The sequence below is a fragment of the Treponema porcinum genome, from assembly GCF_900167145.1.
Taxonomy (GTDB): Bacteria; Spirochaetota; Spirochaetia; order Treponematales; family Treponemataceae; genus Treponema_D; species Treponema_D porcinum.
Genome location: NZ_FUWG01000012.1, coordinates 33,497 through 51,796, shown reverse-complemented (window position 1 = coordinate 51,796; position 18,300 = coordinate 33,497). Strand labels below are relative to the sequence as shown.

14 protein-coding genes are annotated in these 18,300 nt (G+C 45.7%); 10 read left to right on the top strand and 4 right to left on the bottom strand.

Translation table 11 applies throughout. The features are described from left to right. Window positions 1-136: 136 nt before the first annotated feature. The 5 genes from tpiA to B5D55_RS08405 all read left to right on the top strand — a co-directional run bounded on the left by tpiA (window position 137) and on the right by B5D55_RS08405 (window position 7,403). Entirely contained in the window at window positions 137-886 is a 750-nt protein-coding gene (tpiA, locus tag B5D55_RS08425) for a triose-phosphate isomerase (RefSeq protein WP_078933564.1), read from the top strand. Between the two features lie 156 nt (window positions 887-1,042). Further along, complete coding sequence (locus tag B5D55_RS08420; protein ID WP_078933563.1) at window positions 1,043-3,784, top strand: valine--tRNA ligase; 2,742 nt, start codon at window positions 1,043-1,045, stop codon at window positions 3,782-3,784. A gap of 86 nt (window positions 3,785-3,870) precedes the next feature. Further along, window positions 3,871-4,509, top strand: coding sequence for a hypothetical protein (locus B5D55_RS08415; protein ID WP_234975411.1), 639 nt, complete (start codon window positions 3,871-3,873; stop codon window positions 4,507-4,509). Between the two features lie 45 nt (window positions 4,510-4,554). Beyond that, complete coding sequence (locus B5D55_RS08410) at window positions 4,555-6,510, top strand: NAD(+) synthase (RefSeq protein WP_078933562.1); 1,956 nt, start codon at window positions 4,555-4,557, stop codon at window positions 6,508-6,510. After that, window positions 6,510-7,403, top strand: coding sequence for a 23S rRNA (adenine(2030)-N(6))-methyltransferase RlmJ (locus B5D55_RS08405; RefSeq protein WP_078933561.1), 894 nt, complete (start codon window positions 6,510-6,512; stop codon window positions 7,401-7,403). Before B5D55_RS08410 ends, B5D55_RS08405 begins: the two co-directional genes overlap by 1 nt. Here B5D55_RS08405 and B5D55_RS08400 read toward each other — a convergent pair. After that, entirely contained in the window at window positions 7,400-7,903 is a 504-nt protein-coding gene (locus B5D55_RS08400; protein ID WP_159446193.1) for a hypothetical protein, read from the bottom strand. The genes B5D55_RS08405 and B5D55_RS08400 overlap by 4 nt on opposite strands. A gap of 176 nt (window positions 7,904-8,079) precedes the next feature. Here B5D55_RS08400 and tyrS point away from each other — a divergent pair, with 176 nt between their 5' ends. After that, window positions 8,080-9,318 carry a tyrosine--tRNA ligase gene (gene tyrS / locus B5D55_RS08395; RefSeq protein WP_078933559.1) on the top strand — a complete coding sequence of 413 codons (1,239 nt, stop codon included), beginning with the start codon at window positions 8,080-8,082 and terminating at the stop codon, window positions 9,316-9,318. Window positions 9,319-9,372: 54 nt separating this feature from the next. Here the strand turns inward: tyrS and B5D55_RS08390 are convergent, their stop codons facing one another. Continuing rightward, window positions 9,373-9,771 (bottom strand): ParB/RepB/Spo0J family partition protein, encoded by a 399-nt coding sequence (locus B5D55_RS08390; protein ID WP_078933558.1) that lies wholly within the window; start codon window positions 9,769-9,771, stop codon window positions 9,373-9,375. A 99-nt stretch (window positions 9,772-9,870) separates the two neighbouring features. Beyond that, window positions 9,871-12,417: a penicillin-binding protein 1A gene (locus B5D55_RS08385; protein ID WP_078933557.1), complete on the bottom strand. Its 2,547-nt coding sequence runs from the start codon at window positions 12,415-12,417 to the stop codon at window positions 9,871-9,873. A gap of 341 nt (window positions 12,418-12,758) precedes the next feature. Here B5D55_RS08385 and deoD point away from each other — a divergent pair, with 341 nt between their 5' ends. The 4 genes from deoD (at window position 12,759) to ilvN (ending at window position 17,694) form a co-directional block, all read left to right on the top strand. After that, window positions 12,759-13,460, top strand: a complete 702-nt coding sequence (gene deoD, locus B5D55_RS08380; RefSeq protein WP_078933556.1) for a purine-nucleoside phosphorylase — start codon at window positions 12,759-12,761, stop codon at window positions 13,458-13,460. A 139-nt stretch (window positions 13,461-13,599) separates the two neighbouring features. Next, window positions 13,600-14,508: a nucleotidyltransferase family protein gene (locus B5D55_RS08375; protein ID WP_078933555.1), complete on the top strand. Its 909-nt coding sequence runs from the start codon at window positions 13,600-13,602 to the stop codon at window positions 14,506-14,508. 136 nt (window positions 14,509-14,644) lie between these two features. After that, window positions 14,645-17,149 carry a bifunctional aspartate kinase/homoserine dehydrogenase I gene (thrA, locus tag B5D55_RS08370; protein WP_078933554.1) on the top strand — a complete coding sequence of 835 codons (2,505 nt, stop codon included), beginning with the start codon at window positions 14,645-14,647 and terminating at the stop codon, window positions 17,147-17,149. A 56-nt stretch (window positions 17,150-17,205) separates the two neighbouring features. After that, window positions 17,206-17,694 carry an acetolactate synthase small subunit gene (gene ilvN, locus B5D55_RS08365; protein ID WP_078933611.1) on the top strand — a complete coding sequence of 163 codons (489 nt, stop codon included), beginning with the start codon at window positions 17,206-17,208 and terminating at the stop codon, window positions 17,692-17,694. 135 nt (window positions 17,695-17,829) lie between these two features. On the opposite strand, the gene B5D55_RS08360 is transcribed toward ilvN, so the two are convergent. After that, window positions 17,830-18,276, bottom strand: coding sequence for a hypothetical protein (locus B5D55_RS08360; protein WP_078933553.1), 447 nt, complete (start codon window positions 18,274-18,276; stop codon window positions 17,830-17,832). Between the last annotated feature and the right edge of the window lie 24 nt (window positions 18,277-18,300).

Sequence of the window (18,300 nt, the reverse complement as noted above, 5' to 3'; positions counted from 1 at the left end):
AATTTGGGGCGTTGCGGGGCAGTGTTGGAATGAATTTTGCCCCGCTAGAAAGGGTAGGACGCAACGAAGTGCGGCCGTAGGGGAAGGCTTTCCCCTCCTTTATAAAAATTTTTATTTCATATAGAAGGAAAATGATATGGCTAGAACTCATTATATCGCCGGAAACTGGAAAATGAATACAAGCAAGGCAGAAGCTGTTGCCCTTGCTAAAGATTTGGTTGAGCAGCTTAAAGGAAAGACGAACAAATATATGATTGGTGTTCCGTTTGTCTATCTTGATGCCGTTGCACAGGTTGTAAAAGGCTCAAACATCATTCTTGCTGCCCAGGACTGTGCTGCAACTGCAAACGGCGCACACACTGGCGAAGTTTCTACTGAAATGCTCAAGGACATCGGCGTTCAGTGCGTCATTCTTGGTCATTCAGAGCGACGCCACGAAATCGGCGAAAGCGACGAGCTTATCAACAAAAAGGTTCGCCGCGCTTTGAACGAAGGTCTTGAAGTTGACCTTTGTATCGGAGAACTTCTTGCAGAACGCGAAGCCGGCGAGGCTGAACAGGTATGCGCATTCCAGCTTTCTGCTGACCTTGCAGGCGTAACGGAAGAGCAGATGAAGCGCGTTACGATTGCATACGAGCCGGTTTGGGCTATCGGAACTGGAAAAACTGCAACTCCTGAAGATGCAGAGGCTATCCACAAGTTTATCCGCGGCTATATTGCAAAATTGTACAATCAGAAAGTTGCTGATGAAATCATCATTCAGTACGGCGGCTCAATGAAAGCTTCTAACGCACCTGAACTGCTTGCCCAGCCTGATATTGACGGCGGCTTGATTGGCGGTGCTTCACTTAAGGCAGAAACATTCGTACCTATTTGCGTACTGTAATGGTTCTGTGAATTTTCTTGAAAGACTCCGGTGCAGGTTCTTTTCTGCCGGGGTCTTTTTTTTTGTCTGCGGCACGGATTTTTTTGACTTTCCGGTACTGATGCAGTTTTCTGCTTGTGTTGTAAATGAGTTTTAAATTCATTATAATTGCAACTTATGAAAGCAATTGAACTTGAGAAAGCGTATAATCCAAAAGATTTTGAAGAACGCATTTATTCTGAATGGGAAACAAAAGGTTATTTTAAACCTGCAAGCGATGAAAAATCGCCTGTTCATTGTCACTGTGCTGAATGTTCCGGTACATATACGGTCGTCATTCCTCCTCCGAACGTAACGGGCGTGCTCCATATGGGACACGGTCTGAACAATACATTGCAGGACATCGTTGTCCGCTATCACCGTATGAAAGGCGATAATACCCTGTGGGTTACCGGTACAGACCACGCCGGCATTGCTACCCAGAATGTTGTTGAGCGCCAGCTTAAAAAAGAGGGCAAGAGCCGCAACGATTTGGGACGCGAGGCTTTTCTTGAGCGCACCTGGGCAGTAAAAGAAGATCATCATAATACAATCGTAAAACAGCAGCGCAAGCTTGGAAATTCGACTGACTGGGAGCGCGAGCGCTTTACGATGGACGAAGGTCTTTCAAAAGCAGTCCGCGAAGTTTTCGTTACGCTTTACGAGCGCGGACTTATCTATAAAGGTCAGTATCTTGTAAACTGGTGTCCGCGTTGCGGAACTGCGCTTGCAGATGACGAAGTTGATCATACTGATACAGCCGGAGCAATGTACCACATCTGGTATGAGTTTGCTGACGGACCTGCGCCTGACGGAAGCACGCGCATTGAAATTGCTACTACGCGTCCTGAGACGCTTCTTGGTGATACAGCTGTCGCCGTAAATCCTACTGACGAACGATACAAGGATATTGTAGGCAAGAAACTGAAACTTCCTCTTACAGACCGCATTATTCCTGTTATTGCAGACAGTTACGTAGACAAGGAATTCGGAACCGGTATGGTAAAAATTACTCCGGCTCACGACCCGAACGACTGGCAGGTTGGTCAGCGGAATAATCTTGAAGTCATAAATATTCTTAATCCTGACGGAACTCTGAATGAAAACTGTCCGGAAAAATATCGCGGTCTTACGTGTCCTAAGGCACGTGGACTGATTATAGAAGATTTGAAGGAACTCGGACTTTTTAAGGAAGAGGAAAAAATTACTCATTCCGTAGGTCACTGTTACCGCTGTAATACCGTTGTAGAGCCGTATTTGAGCTATCAGTGGTTTGTAAAAATGAAGCCGCTTGCAGAAAAGGCGCTCAAGGCGTGGAAAGACGGTGAAATTGTATTCTATCCTAAAAAATGGGAGAATACGTACACGCACTGGATGGAAAATATCCGCGACTGGTGTATAAGCCGTCAGCTGTGGTGGGGACACCGCATTCCTGTTTGGTACTGCAAGGATTGCGGCGAAATGATTGTTGCCCGCGAAGATCCGGAAAAATGTCCTAAGTGCGGTGCATCTGCCGAAAAACTTGAGCAGGATCCTGACGTTCTTGATACCTGGTTCTCTTCGTGGCTGTGGCCGTTCAGTACGCTCGGCTGGCCGGAAAAAACGTCTGATTTGCAGACATTCTTCCCTACGTCAGCGCTTGTTACCGCATACGACATTATCTTCTTTTGGGTAAGCCGTATGATTATGGCATCGCTTGAGTTTACGGGAAAAGTTCCGTTCCGCGATATTTACATTCACGGACTTGTGCGCGACAAGCAGGGCAGAAAAATGTCCAAGACTTTGGGCAATGGTATGGATCCGCTAGAAATTATTGATATGTACGGTGCGGATGCGCTCAAATTTACGCTTGGCTTTATGTGCGCTCAGGGACAAGATATTCTGATTGACAAGGAATCATTTAAGCTTGGAAGCCGCTTCTGCAATAAAGTATGGAATGCAAGCCGCTATCTGCTTGGAAATCTTGACGGACGCAGTCTTGTTCCTGTTACGGATTCAGATTTGACTGAACTTGATAAATGGATATACGGATGCCTGAACAGGGCGGTAAAAACTGTCCGCGAGTCGCTTGAAAGCTACCGCTATAACGATGCGGCAAGCGCCATTATGGAATATTTCTGGAATGAATTTTGCGACTGGTACGTTGAGGCTACAAAAATTAACTTTAAGAACGGAGATGACGCGGAAAAAGACCGCCAGGCAAGCGTTCTTCTGAACCTGCTTGAAGAAAACCTGCGCCTTCTTCATCCGTATCTTCCGTTTGTTACGGAGGAAATTTACTCTAAGCTTCCTGTGGCAGAAATTGTCGAAAACCGTAAAAAGGCAGGGAAGAATAAAATTCTTTCAAACTCTGAATACTGCGGAATGCTCATCAATGCGCCGTTCCCGGAAGTTTCTGCTTCACGCGAGGACAGTGATGTTGAAAAACGTTTTGACGTTCTGAAAGATTTAATCGGAAAAGTCCGTGCGCTTCGTACGGAATGCGGACTTGATCCTGCTTCAAAAATCAATATTGCTGTTCTTATTGAAAAAGGCAGTGCTGCCGAAGTCTGCCGTGAAAAAGTTGATATGATTCAGCTTCTTGCAGGCGTTGCGCAGACTGAATTTGTTGAGGCAAAACCGGCGGCAGCTATCGGTACTGTTGGTACTGGTTTTGAAGCGTTCATTCTTGTTGATGAAACAATAAACAGGGAGCAGCTGCTGGTTCGCTTCCAGAAAGCGCTTGAAACGGAGGAGGGCTGGGTGCGCCGCAGTGAATCAAAACTGAACGGTTCGTTTGCACAGCACGCTCCTGCTGAACTTGTTGCAGAAGAACGCGCAAAAATGGAAGAAAGCAGGCGAAAAATCGAAAAACTTCGTTCGTATATCGAAAGTTTATAACGCCAAAGAGCAAAAGCAATGGTATAATAAGAGCCAGTCTGAATTTTCAGCTGGCTTTTTTAAGACGGTGGGTATAAGAGGTGCGTATGAAATATGAAATGCAGGTAGAAAAACCATTAAAAATGGACAATCAGCATATGCTGCAGTTAAAAAATATCTATCTTGCACCGTATATGCAGATTGCAACGGACCTGATTGGTAAAGCTCGTCACGCAGGCGGAAATATGTTCCGTCATCAGATTGATACGATGGCAATCCTTATGGATTACGGTTATATTGATTCTGTTCTGCTGAAAGCTTCCTGCGTCCACGACTGCGTAGAGGACATTCCTGACTTTGACCACAACCGTATTATCAATGTTGACGAAGACGGACCTGACGTCTACAAGCTTGTGCTTGAGGTAACGCGTAAACCTGAGGAATCAAAGCCACAGTTTTTACAGCGGATTATAAACACCGGAAGTCAGAAAGCAAAAGTCTTAAAATGCGCGGACAGAATAAGCAATATGATAAGTCTTGGCTTTGTAACAGATCCGCGTTTTATAGAACGCTACTGTGATGAAACGGAATTTTATATTCTTCCGATTGCGATTGAAGTTGACTATAATATGTATCAGGAACTTATCAATCTTATTATTACTCGCAGAAAATATCTTGAAGATTCCGGCTACATTGAAGAACAGAAGCATTTGCAGAAGGTGGAGCAGCTGAAGCCTATTCAGTGATATTCTCCGTCTTATTTTAAAGAATTATACAAAAAGGTCTTGTATATGAATTATGGATTTTTACGGGCAGGGTGCTGTTCGCCGTCGCTTGCTGTTGGTGACTGTGCCTGCAATGCGGACAGAATTATAGATGCGGTACGCTCTTTATGCGCGGAAGGTGCATCTCTTGTTGTATTTCCTGAACTGTGCATTACGTCATATACTTGCGGTGATTTGTTCCTGCAGCGGACTTTACAGCTGTCTGCAGTGGAACAGCTTGAGCGCATCGCAAAAAAAACTGCATCTTGTACTGCCGTTATAACGGTGGGGCTTCCGCTTGCCGTTGATGGCGCGCTGTATAATACGGCGGCAGTTCTGTATAAGGGAAAAATTCTTGCGCTTGTTCCAAAAACTTTTATTCCTAATTATTCCGAATTCTACGAGCGCCGTTATTTTTCTCCGCCACCGCGTAATTTGCCGAAAACAGTGTTTCTTTCGGAAAAAAATCCGTCCGTTCCGTTTGGTACAGACATACTTATAGAAGATAAAAACAACAGCGGTTTTGTGCTTGGCATTGAAATATGCGAAGATGTCTGGGTTCCTGAGCCTCCGTCTGTTTCTGCCTGTCTTGGTGGTGCTACGGTGATTGCAAACTTAAGCGCGTCAAATGAAGTCATTGGAAAGGCTGAATACCGCCGCACGCTTATACAATCCCAGAGCGCGCGGACTGTCTGTGCCTATTTGTATGCAGATGCGTGCCGTGACGAATCTACCCAGGATTTAGTCTTTGCTTCACACAATATTATTTGCGAAAACGGCGCCATTCTTGCGCAATCAGAACTTTTCAGCCAGAATAATGCCGTTCTTGCCGACATTGATATTGAGCGCCTTAATCAGGAGCGACGCCGTACAACGACATTTGCGCAGTGCGCAGCCGGTTCGAATGAAGTAACGTTCCGACGCATTCAAATTGATTTTGCGCCTGTAACTTTACGCGGAAAGAACACCAGACTGCTTCGCTTTATTGATCCGCATCCGTTTGTACCGGAAGGAGAAACTGAGCGTGCTGTCCGTTGCCGTCAGGTGATTGAACTTCAGGCGCAGGGACTGGCAAAACGCCTTCGCCACATTCACGCGCAGTCTGCCGTCATCGGACTTTCCGGCGGTCTTGATTCTACGCTTGCTTTTCTTGTTACGTGCAAGGCATTTGATATGTGCGAAATTGACCGTAAGGGAATCTGCGCAGTAACAATGCCGTGCTTCGGAACGACAGACAGGACGTATTCAAATGCCGTTTCACTTGCAAACGAATGCGGCGCTGCGCTCCGTGAAATTCCGATTGCTGATTCTGTCCGCCTTCATTTTAAGGATATCGGGCAGGACGAGAACGTTCACGACGTTACTTACGAAAACTGTCAGGCGCGCGAACGTACTCAGGTTCTTATGGACATTGCAAATAAACTGAACGGCATTGTCATCGGTACTGGAGATTTGAGCGAACTTGCGCTCGGCTGGTGTACGTATAACGGAGATCAGATGTCGATGTACGGCGTGAACGTATCTGTTCCGAAAACGCTTGTCCGCTATCTTGTAGCCTGGTTCTGCGACGATTTGAAAAATCAGAATGAAAAACTTTCCGCTGTTCTGCGTGATATTCTTGACACTCCGGTAACCCCGGAGCTTCTTCCGCCGGAAAACGGAAAAATCAGCCAGAAGACAGAAAATCTTGTAGGTCCGTACGAGCTGCACGATTTTTATTTATATTATCTGCTCAGATTCGGGTTCAGTCCGGCAAAAATCCTTTATCTGGCAGATTGTTCAAGCCTTCCGTATGATCACGATTTTAAGCTCAAATGGCTTAGGACGTTCTACCGTCGCTTTTTCAGCCAGCAGTTCAAGCGTTCCTGTATGCCAGACGGCGTAAAAGTGGGAACTGTGAGCCTTTCTCCGCGCGGTGACTGGCGTATGCCTAGCGATGCAAGTGCTGCGGTGTGGCTTGAAGAAATCGACAGGCTTTCGTAATGCTAAGCTATCTTCACGAATTTCACGCCGGAAATCACGCCGATATTCTGAAACACCTTGCGCTCGTCTTTATTTTTGAACATCTGAACGAAAAAGGAAAGCCGTATACTTTTTTTGATACGCACGCCGGGGCAGGACTGTACCGTTTTGACGACGAGCGTGCGCTTAAAACAGGAGAATCGATGCGCGGAATACAAAGGCTTCTTGACTATGCTTCGCGCTTTTCGGACGATGTACCTTCTGAAATGCAGGGCTATCTTTCGCTTGTAAAAAAATATGCGGCAGACGGAATGTATCCCGGAAGTCCTGTGATTGAGTCTGATTTACTGGGGAACGGCAGCGTTCTTGTTGCAAGCGAACTTCATTCTGCGGAATTTGACGTTCTTCAGAAAATTATGCGGGGAAGGGCGGTGCAGCTTCATCACCGTAACGGCTGGGAAATGCTCCGTGCGCTTACTCCTCCTGCAATAAAACGCGGTGCCGTCCTGTGTGACCCAAGCTACGAAGAAAAGCAGGATTACACCGATGCTGCAAAAACGCTCTGCGACGTTCACAAAAAGTGGCCTGCGGCGACGCTTGCACTCTGGTATCCGCTTCTTTCATACAGAAACGATATTATTCAGGGGATGAAAGACACAATAAAGCAGTTTGTTCTTGGAATGAACGCGCATACCGAAATTCTTGACGTTCCGTTCTGTGTAGATACGGAAGATTCTCATATCGAAACTACGCTTGATAAATCTATAGGAAGCGCAAAGCCGCGCCTTTACGGAAGCGGAATGTTTGTGGTAAATCCGCCGTGGAAACTGGAAGAAAAGTTGCGGCGCGTTCTTCCTTTTGTGGCGAAGGCGCTCGGTTGTGAAGGATGTGCGCGTTTTTCAGACAGCCGCTAGTCCCAAATCCTTATTCCGAAGGCGACAGGAATTTCCATTAAAAAATTAACGTCTGAGTCGCGTATGTCAAACTGGAATGACGGCTGTGCCGCCGCCTGTACGAACAGTTCCAAAAATCCGTCGAACAGCGTAAAGTTTGTTCCAAGAACGGCGCGCGGCGCAATGTTTACAAGCGCATCGTCTTTTTCAATTCCTGCACTGGCAAACGCGCCTGCACCTAAAAAACAGCTCCAGTTCGCCGCAATCTGCGGATTGCAGAACCAGTAGTCTGCGCCTATTCCGATGTCAAAGGTATCATCATAAAAATCATAATTTGTTTCAAACGTAAAATACAGCGGAATGCTGTCCGTTTTGAGAGTGCAGGAAGCACCTGCGGCAAACGAGCTGTCGTTCCCGAAATGAATTTTTGGGTTCGCGTTCAGCTGTGCGCCTGTTCCCATTGCAAAAAAATGCGCACACGCAAAAATCAATGCAGTAATTGAAAGCAAAGTCTTTTTCATATTTTTCATATCCGTTATTTTATTCTAAAATGCAGATAAAATAAAGCGTAGGGTGGCAGCGTACAAGATTACTGCGCTAGATAGATTACGTGTTGTTGAAAATGAATGTCATATCTTCTATAATAATCAACACAACTACGTGTAATTCAGATTTGTAACTGAAAAGGAACTGACAGATGACATTGTTTGAGGATTTGAAATGGCGCGGGCTTATCAAGGATATTGCCGGTGAAGAAAGTGATTTACAGAAAGTGCTGGACGGCTCTCCGTTCAGTTTTTACTGGGGAACAGACCCTACGGCAGATTCGCTCCATTTAGGTCATTATTCATCTTTATGTATGGCAAAACGCCTTGCAAATGCCGGTCATCATCCTGTGCTTTTGTGTGGCGGTGCAACAGGAAGAATCGGAGATCCGCGCCCTACTGCGGAGCGTGAAATAATCTCTGAAGAAACCGTGAACCACAACATTCAGAGCATTCACAATCAGATTGACCGCCTTATCGACGGAAAGGCTGAACTTGTTGATAATTACGACTGGATGAAGGACTATACTTTCCTGAATTTCCTTCGTGACATCGGAAAGTATATCAACGTAAACTATATGCTTGATAAAGATATTATCCGCCGCCGTCTTGAAACAGGAATTACTTTTGCGGAATTTTCCTATATGCTGATGCAAGGTTATGACTTTCTGCATCTGTATCAGACAAAAAAATGCATTATGCAGGTAGCAGGAAGCGACCAGTGGGGAAATATCACTACCGGCGTAGACTTGATCCGCAAGGTTCTTGATAAGACTGCGTATGCGTTTACAATGCCGCTTATTCTTGATCCGACCGGCAAGAAATTCGGCAAGTCCGAGGGAAATGCGCTGTGGCTTGACAAAAACAAGACGTCTGCCTATGAAATCTATCAGTATCTTATAAATGCGGACGATTCAAAAGTCCTTGAGTATCTTAAGGTGTTTACGTTCCTTTCTAAGGAGCAAATTGAAGACGTATACGCTCAGCAGCAGGTGGCTCCAGAAACGCGCATTGCGCAGAAGACTCTTGCGTGGGAAGTCGTAAAAGACATTCACGGAAAGGACGAGGCTGACAATGCCGTTCTTGTAAGCCAGAAACTTTTTGCCGGAGATTTCAGCGGTCTTAGCGTACAGGACATAAAAGCCGGTATGAAAGGCGTTCCGTCGTTCCCGTTTGAAAAAAATGAGCCGTTAATCGACGTTCTTGTAAACAACAAGATTGCTTCTTCAAAGCGTGAGGCGCGTGATTTTCTTAAGGCAAATGCCATCAGCGTAAACGGTAAGCCTGTAAGCGATGAAACGGCTTTAATTACGAAAGATATGGCTCTTGGCGGAGAAATTCTGATTTTCCGTCGCGGTAAGAAAAAGTATTTTATCGGTGAAGTAAAATAAATAGTCGAAAAAGCAAATTGCATGGCTGTCCTTTCTTTTTTTTGGACAGCCTTTTTATTTTTTAGAAAAAAGATTTTTTATCCAGTTGAAAAACCGTTTGAATAGTCCGGCTATTTTCATCCAGACGGAAGGATTACGCAGTTTTTCAAGCCGTTTGTAGCCTTCAAGCAGTTCTTCGCTGGTGAATTCCTTGCGCTGGTTGTTTTCTTCGATTTCCATTTCAAGCTGTTCGACTGCGTTCATATTGTCCATAACGACGGCATTTATGTTTGTCCAGCCGAGCGCCTTTGCCGCCTGAAGCCGACGTTCTCCGGCAATAAGTTCGTAGTCGCGCGTAATGGTAATCGGATTTAAAAGTCCGTATGTCCTGAGACTGTTTTTAAGAGCGTCCAAATCGCCCAAATCTTTACGCACTCTTTTTTTTATTTTAATGTCATCAATATTTACAAGCATCTGTTTCCTTAAAACTGTCAGGCTAAGACTAAAAATTGCACGCCGCAGAAAAATTCTGTTCCCAGGAAACGTATTTTTGTCCGGGCTGGCGCACTCATTCTATTCCATAAGATAATTGTAGTCCGGCATCGTCTGTTCTTCCTGCACGGTGCTTTTCGGTTCTTCAATTTCCTTCTCTTCTGAATATACATATCCTGATTTCAAAAAGTCAAGATTTAGTTTCAGTGGAGTTGAATCAATTTTTTCCGTAAGATGCTGACCTGATTTATACAGTTCGGTTTTAAGCCGCGCAATTGAAAGCCCGGACGTTGATGAACCTGAATGAACGTTGCAGATTTCAGTCGGCTGCGTTCCCTGCAAGTACCATTGCGTTGTAAGATGACCGTCACACGCCGGAGTTGGTATTTTTCCTGTCGTTGCGCAGACTGTTGCCTGAATTACGCCTTCAAGTGGCTGCGGAAAGTCCTTTACAAGAAGGTTTCTGTGGATTTCGCGCATATAATCACCCCATGCATATCCGGCAAGCGTTGCACCCGTTATTTTAAGACCAAGCGACTGTCCTGGACGGTCAAATCCGAACCAGAACGTTGAGGTGTAGTACGGCGTAAAGCCTGATGTCCAGGCATCTGCCCAGTTCTGCGTAGTTCCTGTTTTTCCTGCTGCTGGCATCGTGTATTTTACGCCATTGTCGTTGCGGTATGTAAATTTCCAGCTCTGTGCGCCAAGCGTTCCTGACTGAACGGTCTGCTCAAGCAGTTTTGTCATTACAAATGCCGTCTGCGGAGAAATAATCTGCGCGGCTTCACCCTTAGCCTGCTGTGCCTGGCGGATGTCGCGTTCCGGGTTCAGAATTACGTTTCCGTTTCTGTCCTCGACTGTCCTGATTGCCATTGGAGTAACGGCTTTTCCGCCGGAGGCAATTACGGAGTATGCGCGCGCAAGTTCCACAGGACGTACGGAACATACTCCAAGACCAATAGGGTAGCCCGGCACAAATCCGCGCGTTGGAAGTTCCTCTTTTGTAATTCCTAGCAGGGAAACGGCGCGGTTTATTGCTGCCTCAAAGCCGATTCCGTCAAGAACTTTAAGAGACGGAACGTTCATTGAGTGAATGAGCGCGTAGTAAAGAGGAACGTTTCCAATCCATTCGCCGCGGAAATTCTGCGGAATGTACGGTTTTCCGTCTGCCGTGTGGAATACGACCGGCGTATCGGAAATAATGGAAGTCGGCGTGAATTTTCTGGAGTTGATTGCTTCAGTGTAGTACAGCGGCTTGAACGTAGAACCAGGCTGAAGTTTTGCCTGCGTTGCGCGGATAAACTGGTTTTCCTGGTCAAATTTGCTTCCGCCGACAAGAGCCGTTATATAGCCGGTTTCGTTCTCCAGCGAAATCATCGTTCCTTCTATTGTAGTTTTTTCGTTCTCTTTTTTAGTCTTTGCGTTCGCCCTGTTTATGACGGACACTTTAAGGTTATCAAGTCCGCACATAAGGGAGAATATATCAAGCACAGGATTTACTTCATTAAGGTAGGTTGCGTTTGCCACTGCTTCCGTGCGCTGTTCGCTTACTTTTATGCCAGGCAGGTTGAAAAGGAGCGCAATCAGTTCCGTCATAGGAATGTATGTGTTGAATGCCATATCGGAGCGGCTAGAGTGTTCCTTCTGATAGCGTAAATTTCCTTCTTTTATGTATTTGTCCATTACTTCCTGAGCCGCAAGCTGGTGCGACAGGTTGAGCGTCGTGTTTACCGTAAAGCCGCTTGTGTAAATGCTCTGTGAACCGTAGATTAAGTTTCCGAGTTCGCGGCGGACGTATTCGCTGAACCACGGCGCTTTGTCGTCGCGCATAAGGTATGCGGAAGAGCTTGTTCTTGTGTAGTCAAAATCTGCCCAGAAATTGTCAAACGATTCGTCGGATTCAGCCTGCGTAATGTAGCCTGCCTTTACCATTGCGCTAAGTACGTCTTTCTGGCGTTCCATTGCGCGGTTCGGGTGGTCAAACGGATTGTAGAATGCTGGATTTGAAAGCTGGATTACAAGAATTGCCGCTTCTGCCGGCGTAATTTCTTCCGCGCTGTGTCCGAAATAGTATTTTGAAGCCGCGTTTACGCCGTATGTTCCGCCACCGAAATATATTTTGTTCAGGTAAAGTTCAAGGATTTCGTTCTTTGAATAGCGGCGTTCCATCTGGATTGCCCACCAGAGTTCCTTGATTTTACGCATAATCGACATTTCCGTACGGTCACAGTAAAGGGTTCCTGCAATCTGCTGGGTAAGGGTAGAACCGCCGCCGAGCGAGCGTCCTGTAAGTTTTCCTACGACGGCACGCATAACGGCCTTAAAACTGAATCCCTTGTGCGAGTAGAAAATTCTGTCTTCCCTGGTAAGCAGCGCGTCTATCATATGAGGCGGGAGCTTGTTCAGGCTGATTATTTCGCGTTTTTCGTCAGAGGCGAATTCGGTGATGAGTTCGCCGTTTATGTCAAGCAGTTTTGTCGGCAGTGCTGTATCGAACGTAGTAATGAATTCTGAATTTTTTATGTTTTGGGTTTCTGAAAGTCCCCATCCAAGAAAAGACCCCATGAATGCAGCAGCAAAAAAAAGAATACTGAACAAAATGACCGTTGACTTTCTGATTTTTTCCATATAATGCTAGAATAAGAAAATAGCCGTGTTTTGTCAACGTTGGACGCGCCGTGCATCAACAAACGTACCGTGCAAAAAAAAAGGCACGGTAGGAACCGTGCCAATGCCCATCAGGCAACCGAAGGCATGGGTGGGAGGGGAAAATGCCCCCGGTATTTAAAGTATCGTCCTAAAGTCAGAAAATCTTTACTTATTTTTTAGAAATTCAGTAAAAATAATGAATGGCACGGAGGAGTGGCAGTTTTTGAAAGACGGCTTTTTTTTTCTTCTTTCTCTAATCAGTTTTTTCTCCAAAACCTTTCGGTTTGTCTTTTCCACATTCTAATGGTATAATCCTACGTATGAGTACACATATTAACGCGCCGGAAGGAGCTGTTGCAGACAGGGTGCTGCTTCCGGGAGATCCGCTTAGGGCAAAGTTCATTGCGGAGCATTTTCTGGAAAATCCTGCCTGCTATAACGAAGTCCGCGGAATGTTCGGTTTTACCGGTACGTATAAAGGCGTCCGGGTTTCCGTTCAGGGAACAGGAATGGGACAGCCGTCTCTTTCCATTTACGTGAACGAACTTTTCCGTTTTTACGGCGTGCAGAAAGCAATCCGCATCGGAACAATCGGCGCAATTCAGAAAGAACTGAAATGCCGCGATACGATTATTGCAAATGCCGCCTGCTCTGATTCTTCGCTGATAAACCAGCGGTTCGGCTCAATGCACTATGCTCCGAGCGCTGATTTTGAACTTTTGTATACTGCATATAACAAATCAAAGGAACTGGGAATTCCTGCTGTAGTAGGACCTGTTGTTTCGGGTGATTTGTTTTACGATGACAACGAAACCTGGCGGCTGTGGGCGGAATACGGCGTTCTTGGAGCGGAAATGGAAAGCGCAGAACTTTTTACGCTTGCGGCAAAATTCCGGCGAAAGGCGCTTTCCATCTTTACTGTCAGCAATCAGATTTTGACCGGCGAGGAAACTACGGCGGAAGAACGGCAGACTTCATTCAAGAATATGATGATTCTTGCCCTTGAAACGATTATTCAGTAGAATGAAAGACCGATTTTAAAACATTCGGCTTTCACCCTGAAGCTGGATGTGAAACCGGGGCGGAAACGCCATCCTTGTGTTTTATACCGGTCGGGTATCAATTCTTTTATGGAACAATTATTTTTTTGGAGGGTGTTGAATGAAACCAACACTATTAGTTCTTGCTGCCGGAATGGGAAGTCGTTACGGCGGAGTGAAGCAAATTGACAGCGTAGGAAAAAACGGTGAGTGCCTTCTTGATTTTGCCGCGTATGATGCGCAGAAAAGCGGCTTTGGAAAGGTCGTATATATTATCCGCAAAGATATTGAAAAGGATTTCCGTGAACGGCTGTTCGACCGTGTAGCGCGCAATTTTGATGCGGAATATGTGTTTCAGTCACACGAGAGCCTTCTTTCTGACGAGCAGATACGCCTTTCTTCCGCAAGAACAAAACCTTGGGGAACTGCACACGCCGTTCTTTGCGCGGAAAAAGCCGTAAAGACTCCGTTTGCCGTCATCAATTCCGATGATTACTACGGACGCGAGGCGTTTGAAATTCTTGGAAAATATCTCTCAGAGATGGACGCTTATTCTCCTGAACATTCAATGGTGGGCTATGTTCTTGAAAAGACGATGAGTCGCAGCGGTTCAGTAAGCCGCGGCGTCTGCACCGTAAAGGATAATAAGCTTGAATCTATCGTAGAAAACCTTAAGATTTACTACGAAGGCGACAAGATTATAAGCGAATGGCCTGACAAAAAAGTTGAACTTACCGGAAAAGAATGGGTCAGTATGAATCTGTTTGGATTCAGCCTTAAAGCGTTCGAGCGTTTCCATTCGTATTGGGACGATTTTATTTCCCAGAATGTTTCTGCGGAGAAGGCGGAGGCGCTGCTTCCTGTTGCCGCAAGCGATATTATCAGGAATAACGAAGGAATCATAAAATTCTTTACTTCGTCTGAAAAATGGTTCGGTATGACGTATCCGGAAGACAGGGCGATTGTAAAAGAAGAAATTGCAAAGAAGATTTCCGAAGGTTATTATCCGGAAAATCTCTGGAGTAAATAAGACCGCCGTTCAGGCGCATTTGAAAGAAGGGAATCCTGCATTCCCTTCTTTTTTTATTGTTGTAATTATTCAGTGTTTTCAATAGAATAAAATAGAATAAAACAAAAAAATCAGTGTTCCTAAGAGGTATTTTTCTATGCTTACTTTAAAATTTGGCGGCACTTCAATGGCGAATGCCAGCCGCATTCTTTCTTCGGCAGACATTATTATCAGTCGTGCAAAGGAAGACAGACTCAGCGTTGTTGTTTCCGCAGTTGCGGGAGTTTCCAACAGCCTTCAGGCTGCTATTGATGCGTACACAACAGGGAACACTTCGACGGATTATGTCTGTGACATAAAGAAAATTCATAAGGAAATCTGTCTTGACCTGGAATCAAAAGTAAAAGGTTTTGATTCAGACAAGGTTATGGCGGTTCTTGAACCTAATTTTGTTGAACTTGAAAAACTGCTTGCCGGCTGTCTTTCATTCGGTGAATGCCCTGATACTGTTTACTGCCGCATTATGGGAATGGGCGAACTGCTTTCTTCCCCGATTATGGAGAATGTACTCCGCGCTAAAGGTCAGAGCATTCTTCTGCTTGATTCGCGGAAGTTTATTTTTACCGCCGGAAGTCAGAAAGAGGGTGAAGCGGACTACGGACGATGCGCGGACGCGTGCCTTCCGTACCGTGACGGAGAAGCAAACGGACAGACTCGTATTCTTTTGTTCCCGGGCTTTGTGTGTTCCTGGACTGGTTCCGGCGGTCACAAGAACGCGGTTATGGGACTTTTGGGGCGGAACGGCTCTGATTTTTCGGCAGCCATTCTCGGCGCGTCGCTAGGCGTAAAGCGCGTTGAATTCTGGACTGACGTTGACGGCGTATTTACGGCAGATCCGCGCGTTGTAAAAGATGCTATTGTTGTTGACGATATGACTTATGAAGAGGCGATGGAACTTTCGTTCTTCGGTTCTAAGGTTCTTCACCCTAAGACGCTCGCGCCGCTTCAGGCAAAAGGTATTGAGGCTTGGAGTTTGAACAGTCACAATCCGCTTGCGCGCGGAACGAGAATCGGAAAAGGGCCATTTGAAAGCCGCCGCAAATCTTCTATCTGCGGTATTTCCTGCCTTAAAAAAGTCGCTATGATTTCTGTAGGCGGAACAGGAATGCGCGGACGGACAGGAACTGCAAGCCGTATTTTCAATGCAGTTTCAAGTGCAAACGCTTCTATTCTTCTCATTACGCAGTCTTCAAGCGAATATACTATTTCATTCTGCGTGCGCGATTCAGAGGCGGAAGCTGTAAGCGAAGCCGTATCAAAAGAATTTGAACTTGAAATACGCGAAAAAATCATTGACGAAATTGAAGTACGTCACGGATGTGCAATTGTTTCTGTCGTCGGTGACGGTATGATTTCCAACCGCGGCGTTGCATCTAAATTCCTTAATGCGCTTTCAAGTCAGGATATAAATATTCTTGCTATTGCACAGGGAAGTTCCGAACGTTGTATTTCCTGCGTTATCGGCGGCGACTGCGGAGATACTGCCGTTCGCGTTGTTCACCGCTTTTTCTTCAATACGGCGCAGTCCATCGAGGTATTTGCGTTCGGTGCAGGTACTATCGGCGGAACGATGATAGATCAGATTTACCAGCAGCACGACAAGCTGCTGCAGCAGAATATAGACGTTAAGGTTCTTGCAATAACGACAATCGACGGAATGAATTTGAGCGAGGACGGTCTTGATCTTTCTAATTGGCGCAACGATATGAAAAAGCCGATGTACAAGTTCGGACCTGAGAATGTTGATGACATCATAAAATTCGTAAAGGAAAAGAAACCTCTTAATCCTGTTTTTGTTGACTGTACTGCATCTTATGATTTGCCGGACAGGTATCTTGACATTCTGAACGCAGGAATGTCCATTGCAACGCCGAATAAGCGTGCAAATTCAAAGAATATTGAGTTCTATCACGAACTTCGCAGGACTGCTAACAAGATGCACCGCCGCTTTTTGTATGAAACGAATGTCGGCGCAGGCCTTCCGATTATTGATACGCTTCAGAATCTGTATAAGTCTGGCGATAAACTTGTTAGTTTTAATGGCATTATGTCAGGTTCGCTTTCCTACATTTTCGGTAAGCTTGACGAGGGTGTTCCGTTTAGCAAGGCAGTTCTTGAGGCAAAGTCGCTCCGCTATACCGAGCCTGATCCGCGCGATGACCTTAACGGTATGGACGTTGCAAGAAAAGCCCTTATTATCGCCCGTGAAAGCGGATTTGACATTGAGCTTGACGACATTACGATGTATAAAGTGTTCCCGGAATCATTCGATTCTTCCGGCTCTGTTGAAGAATTCCTTGAAAAACTGCCGCAGGTAGATGACTATTTTGCGCAGAAAATCGAGTCACTGAAAAAACAGGGCAAGGTTCTTCGAATGGGAGCTTCCATTAAAGACGGTAAGGTTTCCGTAGGAATGATGGAAGTCGGTCAGGATGATCCGCTGTACGGCGTGCGTGGCGGCGAGAATGCGTTTGTGTTCTACACTGAGCGCTATCAGCCTATCCCGCTTACGGTTCGTGGTTACGGTGCCGGTGCAGGCGTTACTGCTGCCGGTGTATTCGGCGATATTCTGAGAACTGTGTCGTTTAATCCGGAGCGCTAGGGCAGAAAAGCATTTTGTTTGCTGTTTCGGCAGTTCCGTTAAAAAGAGGATATGTTATGGAAAAATTTGTATTGTCTGTATTGGTAGAAAATCACGCCGGCGTTTTGAGTCGTGTTTCCGGACTGTTCAGCCGCCGCGGATATAATATTGATTCTCTGACTGTATGCGAAACGAACGTTCCGGGGCAGTCAAGAATGACGATTGTAGTAAACGGTGACGAGTATATTCTTGATCAGATTGAAAAGCAGCTTTCAAAACTGGTTGAAGTTATCTCCATAAAGCACTGCGAAAAGTCAAAAACGACCCAGCGCGAAATGGCGCTAATAAAAGTGTCTGCACCGGGCGAAAAGCGCGCCATAATAACAGCCACCTGCGAAATCTACCGCGCGCACATCGTCGACGTTGACGTAGATTCCGTTATAGTAGAAGCTACCGGTAGCGAAGACAAAATCGAAAGCTTAATAAAGCTTCTTGAACCGTTCGGCATTTTGGAATACGTCAAGACAGGCCTAACCGCTATGGATAGAGGTGCAAATATAATGTAGGTGGAAAAACTTGTTCTGTAAGGGGGGCGGAACAAGGAAAGTTAGAATTCCATAGCGTTGTTTGAACAATGGGTGCGCAGTTTTCGCAGAGCGAAAACTGCGGCGGAAACTGCGGGAAGTACGCGAATGAGAGGACTATAACGGTTTCCGCAGTTTTACCCACACATCATCCCATATTTCTGTGGTGAAGCCGCTGATTTCAAGCCTTGCAATTTTAAAAATCCGGCAGTTCAGCTGGAACGGTTCTGTTCCAAAGCAGATTTTCGCAAAGTCAGAGCCTTCTTTTTTTGTTCCGGCGGTAATCTGCTCCGTGATTACAGTTCCGCCGTCCGTTTGTATGCGGACAGGAAAAATCAGTTTTTCATCTTTTAGCGTGCAGTCTTCCACAAGAACGCCTGTAATCATTTTTTTTATTTCTTCCGACGTTCGGTTTTTAAATATACCGGAGTCAAGTACGCAGTATATCGGGTAAAACGGAAAAAAACAGACGGAGTTTCTGTTCAGTTCTGAAAGAATCTGTTTCTGCCGTCTTATGAGCATAAGTTCCTGATCCGGGTGAAAAAGAAGTGCGTTTATGTTCATTAAAAATCCTTTTGCGCATTATAA